A 17,120-nucleotide genomic window follows, 5' to 3' on the forward strand; every position below is an offset into this window, starting at 1 on the left:
GCCTGCCCCCGGGGTGGTGCCAGCACCACCAGCGATGCGGGAGCCAGCACCGCTGACCCGGCGGCCGGGACGGCGCAGAGTCTGTTGCATCCGGTTCGCCACATCACGAGCGGCACGGCCGGCGGTTACGGGTCGTAGGTCCCGGCCGACCGGGCTCGGTGGGTGGGCGCCGGACGCCCTGGGCCAAGACCGGCCGATGCGAGAAGGCAGGCGAAGCGAACATGCCAACGACCGTCGACACCTCGTCAACCCCGCCCGTAACCGCCGCACCGGCCGGGCACCCGGCCGGTCGCAGCCGCACGCGGCGGCAACTGCGCTGGGCGGTGCCGCTGCTGCTGGTCGCGGTCGCGTTCGTCGCGTACGCGCTGCCGCCGTACCTGACGCTGGACCCGAGCCGGTCCCGGCTGCCGGTCCCGGAGGACTACCCGCAGTACTACCCGCTGCTGGTCGCACACATCGTGTTCGGCTCCGTGGCGCTGCTCGCCGGCTGCTTCCAGGTCTGGCCATGGTTCCGCCGCCGCTACCCGGCCGCGCACCGCTGGATGGGCCGGGCGTACTTCTTCGGTGGGGTCTTCCCGGCGGGGATCGCGATCCTGGGCGTCGCACCCTTCAGCAGCACCGGCTTCGTCTCACAGGTCGGCAACACCATGCTGGCGGTGCTCTGGCTCGCCACCTCGGTCGCCGGCTATCGGATGGCGCGGCAACGCCGGTTCGTCGAGCACCGTCGGTGGATGATCCGCAGCTTCGCGCTGACCACGTCGATCGTGGTCAACCGGGCGTGGGTGGTGCTCTTCATCGTCCTACTGCTGCCCCACGTCGACACGACCTACGGCGGCGACCAGGAGGCGATGATCCGGGCCGCGGCCGGCGCCAGCGTCTGGATGAGCTGGGTGGTCAACCTGCTCGTCGCCGAGTGGTGGCTGGAACGCGGCGACGCCCGCCGCCGGGCCCGCCGCACCGGCCGAGCCGCCGGCCACCGCCAGGACGCGGCCTGACGAACACGCCACCGCACGCACGCAAGTGTTGGAAACGGGCCGGATCGACAGCGCGAGGTGTTGACCTTGCCCGCAAGGTGCTGGCCCGCAGCGGCGGTCCCAACCGTTCACCAACGGGTCAGCACGGCGGCCAACTGGGCCAGGGCGACATGGGCGGCGTCGAACAGGGCCAGTTTCCGCGGGAAGTTGTGGATGAGCCCCTGGTATCGGGTTGCGGTGACGGGAACGCCGGCCGCCAGCAGTCGGGCCGCGTACCGCTCACCCTCGGCGGACAACAGGTCGAGTTCGGCGGTGATGACCAGGGCGGGGGGCAGGCCGGTGAGGTCGGCCCGCAGTGGGTTCAGATCCGGCTGGGTACGGTCCACCCCGGGTGGGGCGAACGCGTCCCAGAAGAACCGCATCTCCTCCCGGTCCAGGCCATACTCGTCGAGGGCCGGATAGTCGGCGGCGGGGTCGATGACCGGGCAGATGAGGATCTGTCCCGCAAGACCGATCCCCGCGTCCCGGGCGCGCCGGGCGGTCACCGCCGCGAGGTGCCCTCCCACGGAGTCACCGGCCACCGCTATCCGGCCCGGGTCGAGGCCGTGCCGAGCCGCCCCAGGCCCGCGCAGCCAGGTGAGCGCGCGCGCCATGTCGTCCACTGCGGCCGGGTACGGATATTCGGGGGCGAGCCGATAGTCCACGGAGAGCACGGCCCAGCCGGACGCCGCCGCCACGTGCCGACACAACCCGTCGTGGGTGTCCACGCTGCCCATCACCCAGCCCCCGCCGTGCGCATAGAGGACCACCGGCGCCGCGTCGCGATCGCCGTCGCGGTAGAGACGGGCGGGCACGCCGCCGGCGTCGACGGTCACCACGGACCGGATCGACGGTGCGTCGCCCACCTCGGCCGGGGTCGCCCGGACCATGCTGAGCCGTGCCGCCGGCAGGGTCGACCGGGTGAGCGGGACACGCTGCTGGACTTGCATCGCCGCCCGCGCCTGCGGGTGCAGCCGGCTGGGATCCACCCGCTCATTATCGTCTGCTTGACGGATGTCAACGTGGCGGCGCGGCGGTGACCGAGCGGCTCTGAGCCCTGCCAGCACAGCGGTCCTTGATGGGTCCGCCGTCGCCGTGCGGTCAGGCCGGGGCGGGCGCCGCCAGCAGCGCGCGCAGCTCGCGGACCGCTGCCCGCCCGGCGCGGTTCGCCCCGACCGTGCTCGCGGACGGCCCGTAGCCGACCAGGTGGATCCGGGGGTCGGCGACCACCCGGGTGCCGTCCACGACGATGCCGCCGCGGGGCCCCCGCAGCCGCAGCGGGGCCAGGTGGTCGAGCGCCGGCCGGAAGCCGGTGCACCAGAGGATGACGTCCACGTCCTGCGCCGCGCCGTCGCGCCACTGGACGCCGTCGGGGACGATCCGGTCGAACATCGGCCGACGGCGGAGGAGACCGCGTTCCCGGGCTTCGCGCAGCTGCGGTGTCCACGACAGCTCGGTCGCGCTGGCGATGCTTCCCGGGGGCAGGCCGGCCCGTACCCGTGCCTCCACCTTGGCGACCACCTCGCGCCCGTAGTCCGGCGTGAACGGCCCGTCCCGGAACACCGGCGGCCGGCGGGTGACCCAGGTCGTCGTCGCCGCGACGTCGGCGATCTCGACCAGGAGCTGCACGGCCGACGCTCCGCCCCCGACGACCACCACCCGCTTCCCGGCGAATTCCGCCGGCCCCCGGTAGTGGGCGGTGTGCAGCTGCCGCCTGCGGAACGTTTCCTGTCCCGGGTAGTACGGCACGAACGGCCGGGTCCAGGTTCCGGTGGCGTTGATCAGTGCCCGGGTGGTCCAGGTGCCGTTGTCCGATTCGACGAGGAGTCGTCCGTCGCCGGCGTTCCGGACCGCCGTGACGGCGACTGGCCGCTGCACGTCGATGCCGAACTCCCGCTCAAAGGCGGCGAAGTAGGCCGGCACCGCGTCGGCGGCTGGTTCGTCCGGCGGCGGAGGCGTGAAGCGCATGCCGGGCAGATCGAAGATCCCGTGCACGGTCGCCATGCGCAGCGTCGGCCACCGGTGCTGCCAGGCCCCGCCCGGTGCCGGGTTGCCGTCCACGACGGCGAAGTCAAGACCGGCGGAGCGCAGATGGTACGCGCTGGACAGCCCCGCCTGTCCGGCCCCGACAACCACCACATCCGTCTCCGGCATGTGCCGGACAACGCCCCAGGCTCACCCGGCCCTTCCCGTGGGCGATGGATGTCACACCGCCGCGATCGCCGGGCACGACGATGGGGCGTCACCGGCGACGCGGCGTGATCAGACCCGACTCGTACGCCCACACGACCAGTTGGGCACGGTCGCGGCAGTGCAGCTTCGTCATCGCCCGGTTGACGTGTGTCTTGGCGGTCAACGGGCTGATCACCATGCGCTCGGCAATCTCGTCGTTGGTCAGCCCCCGGGCGACGAGCTCGACGATCTCCTGTTCGCGGGCGGTCAGCACGTCGCGTCCGGCCGCCGGGTCGGCCGGCGGTGGGCCGGCGACGAACTCGCTGATGAGCGTACGCGTGATCGCCGGGGCGAGCAGCGCGTCGCCGCGCGCCACGACGGCGACGGCCTGCAGCAGGTCGGCGGGGTCGGCGTCCTTGAGGAGGAATCCGCTGGCGCCCGCGCGGAGTGCGGCGAAGACGTGGGAGTCGAGCCCGTAGTTGGTGAGGATGAGGACGCGGACCGCGGCGAGGTCGGGATCGACGGCGATGCGCCGGGTGGCTTCGATGCCGTCGAGTCCCGGCATCTGCACGTCCATCAGCACGACGTCCGGCCGCAGGCGTCGCGACAGCTCGACGGCCGAAGCGCCGTCGGCGGCCTCGCCGACCACCGCCAGGTCGTCCTCGGCGTCGAGCAACGCCCGAAATCCGGCCCGCATCAGCGCCTGGTCGTCGGCGAGCAGCACCCGGATCATGCCGGCTCCCCCCGGCGGTCGGAGCCGCCACGATCCGTGGCGGACTGAGCTGCTTCGACCTCGCGCAAGCGCTCGGTCATGCTGGACCGTCCAGCGGGAACGTGGCCTGCACCCCGAACCCGCCGCCGTCGCGGGCGGCGGTGTGCAGCGTGCCGCCCAGTCCGGTAACCCGTTCCCGCATGCCGCGCAGGCCCACACCGGGTGTCACCGGCCGGGCCGGCGACGCCTGGCCGTCGTCGGTCACGCAGACGGTCAGCTGTGCCGGTGCGTACTCGACGTGGATCTGCGCGGTGGCGGGGCCGGCGTGACGGGCGACGTTGGTCAGGGCCTCCTGGACGACGCGATAGCCGGCCTGGTCGACCTCGGCGGGCAGGTCCCGGGGCTGACCGGTGACGGACACCTGCACCGGGACGCCGGCCGCCCGGGTCCGCTCGGCGAGCTCGCCCACCCGGGCCAGCCCGACCCCGTCCCCGTCGGAGGGTGAACGCAGGACGTCCAGCGTCGCCCGCAGTTCCCGCATCGCGGCGCCGCTGGCCTCCTGGATCGCCAGCAGCGCGGCCGACGGTTCCGCGCCGTGCTTGCGGGCCAGGTGTACGGCGATCCCGGCCTGCACCTTGATCACGGAAATGCTGTGGGTCAGCGAGTCGTGCAGGTCCCGGGCGATACGCAGGCGCTCCTCCCCGGCGCGGCGCAGCGCCATCTCCTCGCGGGTGCGTTCGGCCTCGACCGCCCGCTGCTCGACCTGCTCCAGGTACGCCCGGCGCTGCCGCGAGACGAGCCCGGCGACGTTGGCCGCCACGAACCAGCCCAGCAGCAGGGCGGTCCGCTCGGCGATCAGCTGGCCGGGGCGGCCGGCGGGCGCGACCGAGACGTCGCGGGCCAGGAAGCCGCCGAGGAAGACGAGGCTGGCCAGGGCGGTGGCCGATCGGTGCCCCCGCCAGGCGGCGACGTAGACCGCGCCGAGGACGGGGAACGCCGCGGACACCCCGGGGTGCACCCGGACGTGGAGGGCCAGCATGGCGGCGGTCACCACGCTCAACGCCACCACCGGGTACCGCCGGCACGCCGCCAGGGCCGCCGCCATGACCAGGACCAGGGCGACGTCGATCGCCCGCACCGGTGCGGCGTCCGGCGCGAGCGCGGCGTTGCCGAGCAGGAGGATGCCGAGGGCGAGGCCGCTGAGGGCGTACGGCAGATCGCGGCGCATGATCGCACTGTAGAACGGTCGCCATCAGGGAGCATCCCGCGCCCGCGGTAGATGCGGCGTACTGCGGGCGCGGTATCGGCGCCCGGACAAGTGCCTGCGGCGGCACGACGCTTTCCCGGCCCGCCGCCGCAAGCATCGAGTGCATGACATACCGCTTCTTCACGCCCGCTCCAGCTGGCGCTGCGACCGGTCTCACCGCGGACGTCTACCGGCAGCTGCGGGACGAGTTCCTCGGGCCGGCGCCGACCTTCCAGGCGCTCTCGGCGGTGCCGGAAGTGCTGGCCGCGACCTGGGCGCTGATGCGCGAGGCCCTGCTCGCCGGAGCCGCGTCCCGGGTCGACCGCGAACTCGTCGCGTCGGCGGTGTCCCGGGCCAACCGCTGCCGATTCTGCGTCGACGCCCACGTGATGCTGTTGCACGCGCTGGGCGAGCACGAGCTGGCCGAGGTCATCGCCCGGGGCGGGACGCCACCGGAGCCGCGGCAGGCCGCGCTGGTCGGCTGGGCCGAGGCCAGCCGCAGCCCCAGAGCCGGTGAGTGGACCAGCCCGTACCGCCCTGAGGTCACCGGCACCCTGCTCGCCTTCCACTTCATCAACCGGATCGTGTCGGCGCTGCTCGACCCGGACCTGCTGCCCGGTGGCCTGCAGCGCTCCCGCGTCGTGCGGTCAGCCGGGGGCCGGCTCTACGCCAGGACGGCCCGGGAGCCGAAAGAGCCCGGCCGTAGCCTGCCGCTCCTCGGCGCCGGCCCGACATCGCCACCGGCGTGGGCCGGGGACAGCCCGGTCGGCGTCGCGTACGCGTCGTTGCGCAACGCCGCCATGCGGGGCGGAGACCTGCTGGGCGACGTGGCGCGCCGGACCGTCACCGCCACCGTGAGCTGGGAGGACGGCCGGCACCCGGCCCGGCCCGCGGAGTGGGCCGCCGATCTGGTCCGGGACGTGCCCGGCGCGGACCGCGTCGCGGCGCGGATCGCCCTGCTGGCGGCGTTCGCGCCCAGCGCGATCCGCTCGGGCGATGTCGCCCTCTGGCGGCTGTCCCATCCGGACGACGCCGACCTCGTGCGGCTGGTCGCCTACGGCGCGATCACGGCCACCGACCACGTCGCCCGGGCACTGTCCCCGGTTCAGCTCTAGGAGGTCACCCATGCGCAAGGCCTTGGTCGTCGTCAGCATTCTGTTGCTCGTCGCGTTCGCCCTGCAGTTCGTCTTCGCCGCCGTCGGCGCGTTCACCAAACCCGCGGGCGACGGCGCGTATGCGCTGCACAGCGTCACCGGGATGGCGGTCATCCCCGTCCTCACCCTGCTCACCATCCTGTTCGCCGTGCTGGCGAAGGCGCCGGGCCGGTTCGTCGGACTGGCCGTCCTGCCGCTCGGCCTCGTCGTCCTGCAGGCGCTCCTCGCCATGCTCGCGAACGCCTTCACCGACGCCGCGGGCGCCAGCACGCCGTTCGGCCTGGCCATCGCCGGGCTGCACGCGGTCAACGGGATCGTCGCGGTGCACGTCGTGGTCAACGTCCTCCGGGCAGCGCGCAAGCTGGCCAGCCCGGTGCCGGCCCCCGCCGCCCGCCTGACCGTCCGGGAAGGGGAGCCGGCATGACCGTCGGCTCACTGCTCGCGGCCGACCTGGTGATCGCGGTTCTCGCGGCCGCCGGGTGGCTGGGCGGCGGCGCCGCGTCGGCCGCCCGGCGCCGCCGGCTCGCACTGGCGCTGGCCGCCGTCGCGCTGCTCGCCACGGTCGCCCGCGCGATCACGATCACCGCGCTCGCCCGCGCCGGCTGGTGGTTCGCGGCGGAGAAGGTCCTCATCGCCGCCCCACTGTCGCTCGCGGCGGTGGTCGTCGCCGGGCCGCGGCTGCTGCGAGCCCCGGGCGACATCCGGTCCGTCGCGGTCCCGCTCCTCTTCGCCGGGTACGCCGACAGCGGCGCCCTGCTCGTGACGGTCCTGCACGGCTATCCCGCGTCGGCAGGCGCGGGCCTGCTCGCGGTCGCCGGGGTCGTCGCGGCGACCGCGGTCACGTGGCGCGTCCTCGGCGCGCGCCCGTCGCAGACGGTGTCCAGGGCGGCCGTCGCGGTGGCGGTCGCGGCGCTGGTGACCGGAACCGGGCTGGCCGCCGCACCGGGAGCTGCTCCCGCCGTACCACATGATCACGGATCTGGAGATGCGCGGACCGTGGGCGAACCGACCCGGCGGTTCACCCTGACGGCCGGGACCGCCACGGTGCGCGCGAGCGGCCGTGACGTCGCGGCGTGGACGTTCAACGGGCAGGTCCCCGGGCCGGAGTTGACCGCCACCGTCGGCGATGTCCTGGAGGTGACGCTCCACAACCGGGACATCGCGCGGGGCGTCACGCTGCACTGGCACGGCTACGACGTGCCGAACAGTCAGGACGGGGTGCCCGGCGTGACGCAGGCGGCGGTGCTGCCCGGACAGGAGTTCGTCTACCGGTTCCGCGCCGACCAGGCCGGGACGTACTGGTACCACACGCACTCGGTGTCCGACGTCGGCGTGCGGATGGGGCTCTACGGGGTCCTGGTGGTGCGCCCGGCGCCGGCGACCGGCGTCGACGTCACCGTGCCGGTGCACACCCTTTCCGGCCTTCCGCTGCCCGCACCGCGAACGGAACCGGTCGAGGCGGGGACGCCCGTACGGCTGCGGCTGATCAACACCGACAGCACGACGCACCGCTACGCCCTGGCCGGAGCCCCGTTCCGGGTCGCCGCGATCGACGGATCCGACCTGCAGGGCCCGACCCCGCTCGTGGACACCGCCGTGCTGATCCCGGCCGGAGGCCGCTACGACCTGGCGTTCACCGCGCCCGCCACGCCGGTGGCGCTGTTCGTCGACGGACGGTCGGTCTACTCGACCGGGCCGGTGTCCGCGGCGACCGGCGCCTGGCCGGTGCTGGATCCGCTCACCTACGGCGCTGATTCTCCGGTGCCGTGGTCCCGGTTCGACAAGGAGTTCACCCTGGTCCTCGATCGCGGCCTCGACCTGCACGGACTGCTTCCGCGGTACGCCCACACCGTCAACGGTGCGGCCGGTCCGGACATCCCGCCCCAGGTCGTACGCCCCGGCGACATCGTCAAGTTCACGATCGTGAACCGGTCACTGGTGGTGCACCCGTGGCATCTGCACGGCCATCACGTCCTGGTGCTGTCCCGCAACGGAGAGCCGGCGGCCGGGAGTCCCCTGTGGCTGGACTCGTTCGACGTACGCCCCGGCGACGTCTGGGAGGTGGCGTTCCCAGCCGACAACCCCGGAATGTGGGCCAACCACTGCCACAACCTGGCGCACGCCGACGCCGGAATGACGCTGCACCTGATCGGGTGACGGTGAGCCGGCGGGCACTCCGGTCAGCCCTCGAAGGTCTGCCTGGCCACCATGATGGCGGACATGGCCTGCGGCCACCCGGTGTAGAACGCCAGGTGGGTGATGGCCTCGACGATCTCGGCCTGCGTGAGGCCGTTCTGCTTGCCGAGGTTGAGGTGGAACGGCAACTGTTCGCCGTTGCCACCCGCGACCAGGGCCGCGATGGTGATCAGGCTGCGGTCGCGGGGCGCGAGGTCGGCGCGTTCCCAGACGTCGGCGAAGAGCACGTCGTCGGTGAGAGAGACGAGCTTGGGCGCGAAGTCTCCGAGCATCTTCCGAGCGGGGCTCTGCTGAGTGGTCCCGGGCATGTCCGTACTCCTCCTGTTGGTCGGTGGGTGGGCCGACGGCCGCGGGACGGCGCGGCCGCCGGCTCGTGGTCACGCGGGCTGCCGGCGGTACTCGTCGTCTGTCACGTGCTCGCCCCATTGCGTTTCCGGCCCGTCCTGCCCGGGGGTGAGGCCGTCCCAGATGGCCAGGTGGGTCATGAAGTGGTCAGGGGTGGCGCCGTGCCAGTGCCACTCACCAGGCGGACACCAGACGGTGTCGCCCGGGCGAATGACGACGACCTCGCCGCCGCGTGACTGGGTCAGCCCGATGCCCTCGGTGACGTGCAGCAACTGCCCGTTGGCGTGCCGGTGCCAGGCGGTGCGGGCGCCGGGGGCGAAGTGCACGGCGTTGCAGCGGCCGATGGACGGGCCGGTCATGGGAACGATCTGGTCGAACCAGACGTCCCCGGTGAACCAGTCGGCCGGTCCCTTGGCCGACGGCTGTCTGGTCAGGATCTCCAAGATCTCCTCCTGTGCGGTGGGCCCTGCGCTGGCTGCAGCGGCTTGTCGCTGCCACGGTGGCCACCCGCTCCGGGGCGGCGCAGGTCGTCACGGGTTGAGGAGGACCTTGATGGCACGACGCTCGTCCATGGCCTGGTACCCCTCGGCGGCCTGCTCGAGAGGGAGAGTTAGGTCGAAGACCTTGCCGGGGTCGATCTCCCGGTTCCAGATCAGGGTGATCAGCTCGGGCAGGAACCGGCGCACCGGGGCGGGGCCGCCGTGCAGGTGCACGTGGGAGAAGAACAGCTCGTCGCCGGGCAGCTGGACGTCGTGGGCCACGCCGACATACCCGACGTGACCGCCGGCACGGGTGGAACGGATGGCCTGCATCATCGACTCCTGCGTGCCGACCGCCTCGATGACCGAGTGCGCCCCGAGCCCGTCGGTCAGTTCCTTGATCCGCGCGACGCCCTCATCGCCGCGCTCGGTGACCACATGGGTCGCGCCGTAGTGTGCGGCGAGCCGCTGGCGAGGCTCGTGCCGGCTCATCGCGATGATGCGTTCCGCGCCGAAGTGCTTGGCCGCCAGCACGGCGAGCAGACCGACAGCCCCGTCGCCGACAACTGCGACAGTCTTGCCCGGGCCCACCTCTGCGGCGACGGCGCCGAACCAGCCCGTGCCGAGCACGTCGGAGGCGGCGAGAAGGCCCGGAATCAGGTCGGCCGAGGGAGTGTCGGGCGTGGCGACCAGGGTGCCGTCCGCCAGCGGGACACGCAGGTACTCGGCCTGGGCGCCGAGTCCGCCCACCGGCTCTCGGTGGATGCATGAACTCTGGTAGCCGGCCTGGCAGATCGGGCAGGTGTTGTCGGAGGCGAAGAAGGAGCCGACCACGAACTGGCCCGGCTTGATGTTCTTGACCTCGCTGCCGACCTCCTGGACGACGCCGACGTACTCGTGGCCCATCGGCGCCGGCCCCTTCGACACTTCAACGCCCCGATACGGCCACAGGTCCGAACCGCAGACACAGGTCGCGGACAGCCGAATGATCGCGTCGGTCGGGAGCAGGATCCGGGGATCCTCCCGTGTTTCCACCCGGACGTCGCCGGGGGCGTGCATGACGACACCACGCATAGGTTTCTTCCTCCCAAAGGACCGGCCGCGACCCGACCTGTCAGCTTCCGCGTCCTACCCGGGCAGGCCGCGATGATGCCGGGAGCCGGGCGTAGGACCCCGCCGAGGACGACGACAGTCACTCCCGCTGGGCGCGGCCGGTGGTTGCCGTCATCGCCATCCAGCAAACCCCGGCAGCGCCCGCTCAGGGAGTTTCTCCTGGAAGGTGTACTGACAGGGCACCCCACCGGCCAGCCGTGACACGTACGGTCGAGACGTGGACAACCGCTCAGAGGTCCGCGAGTTCCTCGTCTCGCGGCGCGCCAAGATCAGCCCGGAGCAGGCCGGTCTGCCCGCCGGTCCCAACCGGCGGGTTCCGGGGCTACGCCGCAGCGAAGTCGCGTCGCTGGCCGGGGTGAGCATCGAGTACTACTCGAAGCTCGAACGGGGCTCGCTCGCCGGAGTATCGCCTGGTGTGCTGAACGCCATCGCACGGGCGCTCCAACTCGACGACGCGGAGCGGGCCCACCTGCTCGACCTCGCCCGAGCCGCGGACGGCAGCAGTGCGCTCATGCGGCCCCGGCGCCGGACGGCACGGCAGTGGTCGCCACGCCCCAGCCTGCAGTGGGCCCTCGACGCCGTCACCCAAGGTCCCGCGTTCGTCCGTAACGGCCGCATGGACCTGCTCGCCGCGAACCGGCTCGCCCGCGCGTTCTACGTCGACGTGTACGCCGATCCGCAACGGCCCGCCAACCTCGCACGGTTCACCTTCCTCGACGAGAAAGCGCACCGCTTCTACCCGGACTGGGACGTCGCCGCCGACATCTGTGTCGCCATCCTGCGCACCGAAGCCGGCCGCGACCCGCACGACAAGGATCTTCATGACCTCGTGGGCGAACTCTCCACCTGCAGCGACGAGTTCCGGAAGCGCTGGGGAGCCCACGACGTCCGGCACCACGGCACCGGCGCCAAGTATTTCCGCCATCACATCGTCGGGGACCTGACCCTCGCCTACGAAGGGTTGGAAATGGTCGCCGAGCCCGGCCTCACTCTCACCATCTTCACCGCGGAGCCCGGCTCCCCGTCCGAGGACGCGCTGCGCCTGCTCGCGTCCTGGGCCGCCTCACAGGAAGCGGACGCCGGCGCACAAACCGCTGTCGCGGAGTGATGTTCTGGGGTGCCCTGCCAGTACACCTTTCAGCAGAGACTCCCCAGCGGGCCGCAGCCGAGGTTTCCTGGATGGCGATGAACGCAGCCATCCTGCGCGACGTGGCACCCTGACGCCCTGCGTCAGGTGCCCGCACGGGCAACCGGCCGCCCCGCGGCCAAACCTCGTCACGAAGAACCAGGAGCAACATCATGCGTGTCCACGCTTACGCAGCACCCAGCCCGTCCGAGCCGCTGGCCCCCACGATCATCGAGCGGCGCGACGTCGGCCCCAACGACGTGCTCATCGAGATCAGGTACGCGGGCATCTGCCACTCCGATATCCACACCGTTCGCGGTGACTGGGGACCCCAGCCCTACCCGCTGGTGCCCGGCCACGAGATCGTCGGCATCGTCACCGAGGTCGGCTCCGAGGTCACCCGCCACCAGGTCGGGGATCGGGTCGGGGTCGGCTGCATGGTGAACGCCTGCCGGGAGTGCATCAACTGCCGCAACGGCGAAGAGCAGTACTGCCAGGGCGGCATGGTGCCGACCTACGGTGGTGTCGACCGGGACGGCACCATCACCCAGGGCGGCTACGCCACCCACGTCGTGGTCGACGCCGACTTCGTAGTGTCGGTGCCTGAGGGAATCGACTTCACGGCCGCCGCGCCGCTGTTGTGCGCGGGCATCACCACCTACTCGCCGCTGCGCCGCTGGGGCGCTGGCCCGGGCAAGAAGGTCGCCGTCGTCGGCCTCGGCGGGCTGGGGCACCTGGCCGTCAAGATCGCCCACGCCCTGGGCGCCGAGGTGACCGTGCTTTCCCAGTCGCTGAAGAAGCAGGAAGACGGACTCCGCCTGGGTGCCGACCACTACCACGCCACCAGCGACCCGGACACCTTCCAGCAGCTCGCCGGCCGGTTCGACCTGATCATCAACACGGTCAGCGCGCACATCGACGTCGACGCCTACCTCGGCCTGCTCGCGGTCGACGGCACCCTCGTCAACGTCGGCGCCCCCGCCGAACCGCTGACCCTCAACGTCTTCTCCCTCATCGGCGCTCGCCGCTCCTACGCCGGCTCGATGATCGGCGGCATCCGCGAGACCCAGGAGATGCTCGACTTCTGCGCCGAGCACCACATCGGCGCCGACGTCGAACTCATCTCGGCGGACAAGATCAACGACGCGTACGACCGCGTCCTCGGCTCCGACGTCCGCTACCGATTCGTCATCGACACCACCACCCTCGGCTGAGCCGAGGTCCCCAGACCGGCTCCGCCCGGCCGACCCCGCGGCCGGGCGGAGCCCCCGGCACCCACTGTCCCCGACCGGAAACCGACCACCACGCCCGACTGGCCGCTCATGGTCACCGCCGTCCTGGCCACCGGATGCGCCGGCCGGACGCACTCGCGCCGCTGGCAGGTGACGGACGCCAGGGTGTTCTTCACCGGACCGGACCGCAGATCCGGCCCGACGAGAACGATGGTCCAGGCGGCGCTTTGGGACGCCACACCGGATTCGCGTCCACCGTCAGAAGGGGTGCCTGCCAGGCCGCCCCAAGCCGCTGAAGCAGGCCGTACTCGGCACGGACGCGGCTGACATTCTCGCCGGCAAGGAAGTCCAACACCTCCTCCTCGACCATCTGCCGGCCAAGAAACTCCGCGTGGAAGGACGGCACCTCGACCACCGGAATCTTGGTGAACAGACCCGGTGTCGACTCAGCCGCGGTAACCGTCGGCAGGAAGGCGATCACCCGGACACCTGGAATCGGGCACATGAGCTGAAAACGATAGAACGGCGCATCTTCCAGCAGCGAACGAATGAACGGCTCATCCGGGTACACGTCGATTGCGGTGCCCGCGTTCCCGAGCGCGAACATGCCCCGCAGCAGCCAACCGGTCGCCACCCCGTATCCCGACCCGGCGTTCGGCGGCGGATAGTACGCCCGTCCGGTACGCACCAGCGGACTGAACATCATCAGCGCCGTCACCGGTGACGCCGGCCGGCCCCGCAGGTAGGTGCGGGCCACCATCGCCCCCTCGCTCTCCCCCATCAGGGCGATCGGCCGGCCGGACCGTCGGTGTACCGCCTCGACCTGCGCGGCGAGCAACTGCGCGCTGGACGTCAGCGACCGGTGGGTGGCGGTCGACCGGTACGGCAGCGGACGGCCACCCGAGTCCAGCCCCTCGTACGAGAACCTCTCCACGTTCGGATCCGCGGCGGCTCGGCCGTCGTACGCGGAATTGTGCCCGGCGAGCAGGATCACCGCATAGGGAACGTTGGCGGGCAACGGCCGATTGAAGATCGGCGGCGAGAAGGTGTACGTCTGCGGGTGGCTCCGGGTCAGCACCTGCGCCGCCAGCGGGACGAGCAGCACCAGCACCACGACGATCGGTACCACCGGCACCCGCCGCAACCGTACGTGGGAGGGCAGCACGGCCGCCCGCACGGTCCGGTTCCACAGCAGGCCGTTGACCATCCCGACGGCCACGGCGACGACCGGCGTCCACGTCTCGGCCGCGCTCCACACCAGGCCACCGGCCACGGTGATGACCACGAAGTTCAGCGACGACCAGCCGAACAGCTCCAGCGTCGGCAGGCCACGCCACCAGCCCGCACCCACCGACATCCGCTGCAGGAACGGGGCCAATATCACCATGGGGATCAGCGAGGCGAACAGAACCCAGGACAGCGACACCACCGACGCGGCCACCGCGAGCCCGGCGAACGGCGCGACGATGGCGGCCGTCAACGCCGCCACGCCGAGATTGCGCAGCAGCAGGGTCCGCCGTAATGGCCGGCGCCTCCCGGCCGGCCAGGACAGGCCGACCAGCACCGCGGACAGCGCCCCGCGCAGCACGATCGCCCCCACCAGGCCGAGCCCGAACACCCACCAGGAATTGTGGTAGACCAGCAGCCAGCGCATGTCGTGGTAGGAGTCGTACGGCCAGACCGCCGAACTCTGCCCGATCAATCCCTCCGCCTGCCGGAACCCGATCAACACGAGCACGAGGGACTCGGCCAGCGGAAAAATGGCGGCGACCCCGAGCAGCGCCAACAAGCGCCAACGGCTCGGCACTCCTCCTCCTTCGGGTGAGGCTCTGCGCCGACTCTCCCACGCTAATGTCGTGCAGGAGAGCGTTCCGACCGAACCCGTGGTCCCCCTGGCTGCCGTGCTCGTCGAGTCCGTTGAGGGGCTCGCTGGCCGGTACCGGTTGACGGCGGTCGGGCTGGTTCCGGCTCCGAGACCTGCTGCATCACCCGAAGCGCCGCTTCGCTGTGCCGGCCAGGGATGCGCCGGCCGGCACAGCGCCAACTGATCAGCCTCGGCGCGTCGTGAAGATCGCGGCGGCGCTGGCCGGCAGGCGGTAGGCGTAGGTCGTGTCTCCCCACGGCACGTCGAACGTGGCGACCGAGCGGCGCGAGTTGTACACGACGAGAAGCTGCGTGCCGTCGGGCAGCACGGCCGTCTTGCGCTGAACGCCACTGTCCGAGCCTGCCGCCACGCTCGCCGAACCGGTCGGCCCGAGCACGTTCAGCTCGTGGATCGACCACCAGTTGCCGGCATCGCCCTGGTTCACCACCCGGATGTAGCGGCCCGTGACCTGTGGAATGAGGATCTTGTTCACCGGGCTGCCCGGTCCGGTCGCGATCGGCTGGCCCCAGTTCGTGCCGTCGTTGGACACGAAGAGTTCGTACCCCCGGGGGGAGTCGCCGCTGCTGCCAGTCGTGTCCAGGACGACCTGGTTGAACGTCTGCGCCGAGCCGAGGTCGACCTGGAACCAGTCGCCGAGCTGCATGCCGCGGCCGGTGCTCCACCGCGTTGCCGGGTCGCCGTCGATCGCATTACCAGCTGGTTCGGTGGCATTGCTCGCTGACGCCGACACCGTCCAGGCGCCCCGGGACAACGGCACCGCGGTCGTCGACGCGGTGAGCGACGCTCCGGCGGGAAGCGTGTAGCCGAGCCACTGGTTGCCGACCCGCACCTGAGCCTGGTGAGCCAGCATCCCGGAGTCGTAGCTGATCAACGCTCGCGTCCCGTCCGGGTTCTCGAGCGGGATGTCGACCGAGCCGATCGCGGCCGGGTCCACCGGGCCAGGCTGGGTGCCGGTCCAGGTGAACGTGGCTGCCGCCCCGCCGGCAAGGCGGTAGGTGAACCACTTGTTGCCCCACTGCACACGGAAGGTCTTTAGGCTGTTCGCGGAGTTGAACGCGACCAGCGCCGTGGAGCCGTCCGGATTGACGAAGGCGACGTCCTGCACGTCACCGGCCCCAAAGGAGTTGGACGCGACCCGGCGGGCGCCCGGACGCACGAACTTGCTGGCGTGACCGAGGGCCCAGTAGTCGACCGTCTTGGCGTACGACCAGTGGCCGGCCGCGTCCTGCGCGACCGTCACCACGCCGCGGCAGGTCAGGCAACCGCCGTTGGTCGGTCCGTTGTTCTGATCCAGGGCCATGTTCCAGCGGATGACACCCCTTGCCCAGTCACGGGTGCTGTTGATAATCAGGCCCAGCGCCCCGGCGAAACCGGCCTGCTCGTCGCCCTCCCACGTGCCGCCCGAACACTCCGTGTGCCATGCCGGCTTGTTGGGATAGTCGTTGTGCGACACGGCCTGAGCCCGCACGTCACCGCCGTAGCAGTGCCACGCTGTGCCGGCGACGAACCCGGCCGTGGCCGGGTCGGCGTACATGGTTTCCGGATAGCTGACGACATCCCAGTTGTGGTCGTAACCAAGGATCTCTGTGCCCAGATCGCGGTCCCGTAGTGCCGGGCCGAGGTAGTTCTTGATCAGGTTGTTCTGCTGCTCCGCGCTGAGCGACATACCCGGATATCCCGAGGGTACGTAGAGCGGCTCGTTCTGCGGGGTGACGTAGCGGACCGGAACCCCCGCCTCCCCGTACGCTTCGAGGAACTTCGCGAAGTAGTCGGCCAGCGGCTGATAGGCGTCCGGCTTGAGCGTCCCACCGATCATCGAGTCGCTGGTCTTCATCCAGCCTGGCGGGCTCCACGGCGACGCCATCACAGTCAGCTTCGGGTTGAGCTGCCGGGCCCGCTTGAGCAGCGGGATGATGTATGCCCGGTCGTGGTCGATGGAGAAATGCGCAAGTGCCGGATCGGTCTGGCCGGGTGGCATGTCGTCGTACGAGTAGTTCCCGTTCACCGCGAAGTCACTGGAGCCCATCGGCTGGCGCAGGAAGCTCAAGCCGATGCCCTGGCCGCTGAACAGGTCGCGCATCACCGCGTCGCGCTGCTCGTTGTCGAGGCGGGTGCCGACGAGCCAGGCGGAGGAGTCGGTGAACGACGCCCCGAAGCCGGTGATCTCCTGATACCGCCGCTGGCTGTCGACGGTGATCGTCGGTCCGTCCGGGGCCCGCCCGCCATGCCACGCCACGCTGGATTGGCGCGACAGGTAGGTGTTGGTGCCGAGGTCGGTGAGATACACGGACACCCCTGCCGGCACGCCCGCTGCGACGGACGCCTCGGCCGGACACAGCGCGAGTAGGGACAGTGCAGTGACCAAGCCGACGCCTAGCCCTCTTCGTGACACCTCGTGATCCCTTCGTCGCATGTCTCGGCAGCGCCCGGAACCGGAACCTTTTCCG

At 71.5% G+C, this 17,120-nt stretch carries 15 protein-coding genes; 6 read left to right on the forward strand and 9 right to left on the reverse strand.

Annotation, left to right across the window (positions count from 1 at the left end; translation table 11 throughout):
- Positions 1 to 221: 221 nt before the first annotated feature.
- The gene (locus ACFYML_RS10130; RefSeq protein WP_387420265.1) at positions 222 to 995 is read left to right on the forward strand and encodes a DUF2306 domain-containing protein; all 774 of its coding nucleotides are present in this window, start codon (positions 222 to 224) and stop codon (positions 993 to 995) included.
- A 107-nt stretch (positions 996 to 1,102) separates the two neighbouring features.
- On the opposite strand, the gene ACFYML_RS10135 is transcribed toward ACFYML_RS10130, so the two are convergent.
- The 4 genes from ACFYML_RS10135 to ACFYML_RS10150 all read right to left on the reverse strand — a co-directional run bounded on the left by ACFYML_RS10135 (position 1,103) and on the right by ACFYML_RS10150 (position 5,125).
- Positions 1,103 to 2,002: an alpha/beta hydrolase gene (locus tag ACFYML_RS10135; RefSeq protein ID WP_387420266.1), complete on the reverse strand. Its 900-nt coding sequence runs from the start codon at positions 2,000 to 2,002 to the stop codon at positions 1,103 to 1,105.
- Between the two features lie 112 nt (positions 2,003 to 2,114).
- Positions 2,115 to 3,167 carry an FAD-dependent oxidoreductase gene (locus ACFYML_RS10140; protein ID WP_387420267.1) on the reverse strand — a complete coding sequence of 351 codons (1,053 nt, stop codon included), beginning with the start codon at positions 3,165 to 3,167 and terminating at the stop codon, positions 2,115 to 2,117.
- An 88-nt stretch (positions 3,168 to 3,255) separates the two neighbouring features.
- The gene (locus ACFYML_RS10145) at positions 3,256 to 3,918 is read right to left on the reverse strand and encodes a response regulator (protein WP_387420268.1); all 663 of its coding nucleotides are present in this window, start codon (positions 3,916 to 3,918) and stop codon (positions 3,256 to 3,258) included.
- Positions 3,919 to 3,994: 76 nt separating this feature from the next.
- Positions 3,995 to 5,125: a sensor histidine kinase gene (locus ACFYML_RS10150; RefSeq protein WP_387420269.1), complete on the reverse strand. Its 1,131-nt coding sequence runs from the start codon at positions 5,123 to 5,125 to the stop codon at positions 3,995 to 3,997.
- A 143-nt stretch (positions 5,126 to 5,268) separates the two neighbouring features.
- Here ACFYML_RS10150 and ACFYML_RS10155 point away from each other — a divergent pair, with 143 nt between their 5' ends.
- The 3 genes from ACFYML_RS10155 to ACFYML_RS10165 are packed head-to-tail and all read left to right on the forward strand — an operon-like array spanning position 5,269 to position 8,454.
- The gene (locus ACFYML_RS10155) at positions 5,269 to 6,258 is read left to right on the forward strand and encodes a carboxymuconolactone decarboxylase family protein (RefSeq protein ID WP_387420270.1); all 990 of its coding nucleotides are present in this window, start codon (positions 5,269 to 5,271) and stop codon (positions 6,256 to 6,258) included.
- Positions 6,259 to 6,268: 10 nt separating this feature from the next.
- Positions 6,269 to 6,721, forward strand: a complete 453-nt coding sequence (locus ACFYML_RS10160; RefSeq protein WP_387420271.1) for a DUF6220 domain-containing protein — start codon at positions 6,269 to 6,271, stop codon at positions 6,719 to 6,721.
- Complete coding sequence (locus ACFYML_RS10165; RefSeq protein ID WP_387420272.1) at positions 6,718 to 8,454, forward strand: multicopper oxidase family protein; 1,737 nt, start codon at positions 6,718 to 6,720, stop codon at positions 8,452 to 8,454. The genes ACFYML_RS10160 and ACFYML_RS10165 overlap by 4 nt, the downstream gene beginning before the upstream one ends.
- Positions 8,455 to 8,477: 23 nt before the next feature.
- Here the strand turns inward: ACFYML_RS10165 and ACFYML_RS10170 are convergent, their stop codons facing one another.
- The 3 genes from ACFYML_RS10170 to ACFYML_RS10180 all read right to left on the reverse strand — a co-directional run bounded on the left by ACFYML_RS10170 (position 8,478) and on the right by ACFYML_RS10180 (position 10,391).
- Positions 8,478 to 8,801, reverse strand: a complete 324-nt coding sequence (locus ACFYML_RS10170; RefSeq protein WP_387420273.1) for a carboxymuconolactone decarboxylase family protein — start codon at positions 8,799 to 8,801, stop codon at positions 8,478 to 8,480.
- Positions 8,802 to 8,870: 69 nt separating this feature from the next.
- Positions 8,871 to 9,281, reverse strand: coding sequence for a cupin domain-containing protein (locus tag ACFYML_RS10175; RefSeq protein WP_387420275.1), 411 nt, complete (start codon positions 9,279 to 9,281; stop codon positions 8,871 to 8,873).
- Positions 9,282 to 9,368: 87 nt separating this feature from the next.
- Positions 9,369 to 10,391, reverse strand: coding sequence for a zinc-dependent alcohol dehydrogenase family protein (locus ACFYML_RS10180; RefSeq protein ID WP_387420276.1), 1,023 nt, complete (start codon positions 10,389 to 10,391; stop codon positions 9,369 to 9,371).
- A gap of 256 nt (positions 10,392 to 10,647) precedes the next feature.
- Here ACFYML_RS10180 and ACFYML_RS10185 point away from each other — a divergent pair, with 256 nt between their 5' ends.
- Both ACFYML_RS10185 and ACFYML_RS10190 read left to right on the forward strand, forming a co-directional pair.
- Entirely contained in the window at positions 10,648 to 11,538 is an 891-nt protein-coding gene (locus ACFYML_RS10185; protein ID WP_387420277.1) for a helix-turn-helix transcriptional regulator, read from the forward strand.
- Between the two features lie 188 nt (positions 11,539 to 11,726).
- Positions 11,727 to 12,770 carry an NAD(P)-dependent alcohol dehydrogenase gene (locus ACFYML_RS10190; protein ID WP_387420316.1) on the forward strand — a complete coding sequence of 348 codons (1,044 nt, stop codon included), beginning with the start codon at positions 11,727 to 11,729 and terminating at the stop codon, positions 12,768 to 12,770.
- A gap of 190 nt (positions 12,771 to 12,960) precedes the next feature.
- Here ACFYML_RS10190 and ACFYML_RS10195 read toward each other — a convergent pair whose 3' ends face one another.
- A complete protein-coding gene (locus tag ACFYML_RS10195) occupies positions 12,961 to 14,595 on the reverse strand; it encodes a hypothetical protein (protein WP_387420278.1) in 1,635 nt (544 codons plus the stop codon).
- A gap of 241 nt (positions 14,596 to 14,836) precedes the next feature.
- Positions 14,837 to 16,960 carry a discoidin domain-containing protein gene (locus ACFYML_RS10200; protein ID WP_387420279.1) on the reverse strand — a complete coding sequence of 708 codons (2,124 nt, stop codon included), beginning with the start codon at positions 16,958 to 16,960 and terminating at the stop codon, positions 14,837 to 14,839.
- Between the last annotated feature and the right edge of the window lie 160 nt (positions 16,961 to 17,120).

Origin of the sequence: Micromonospora sp. NPDC007230, from assembly GCF_042869115.1 — a bacterium.
Classification (GTDB): domain Bacteria; phylum Actinomycetota; class Actinomycetes; order Mycobacteriales; family Micromonosporaceae; genus Micromonospora.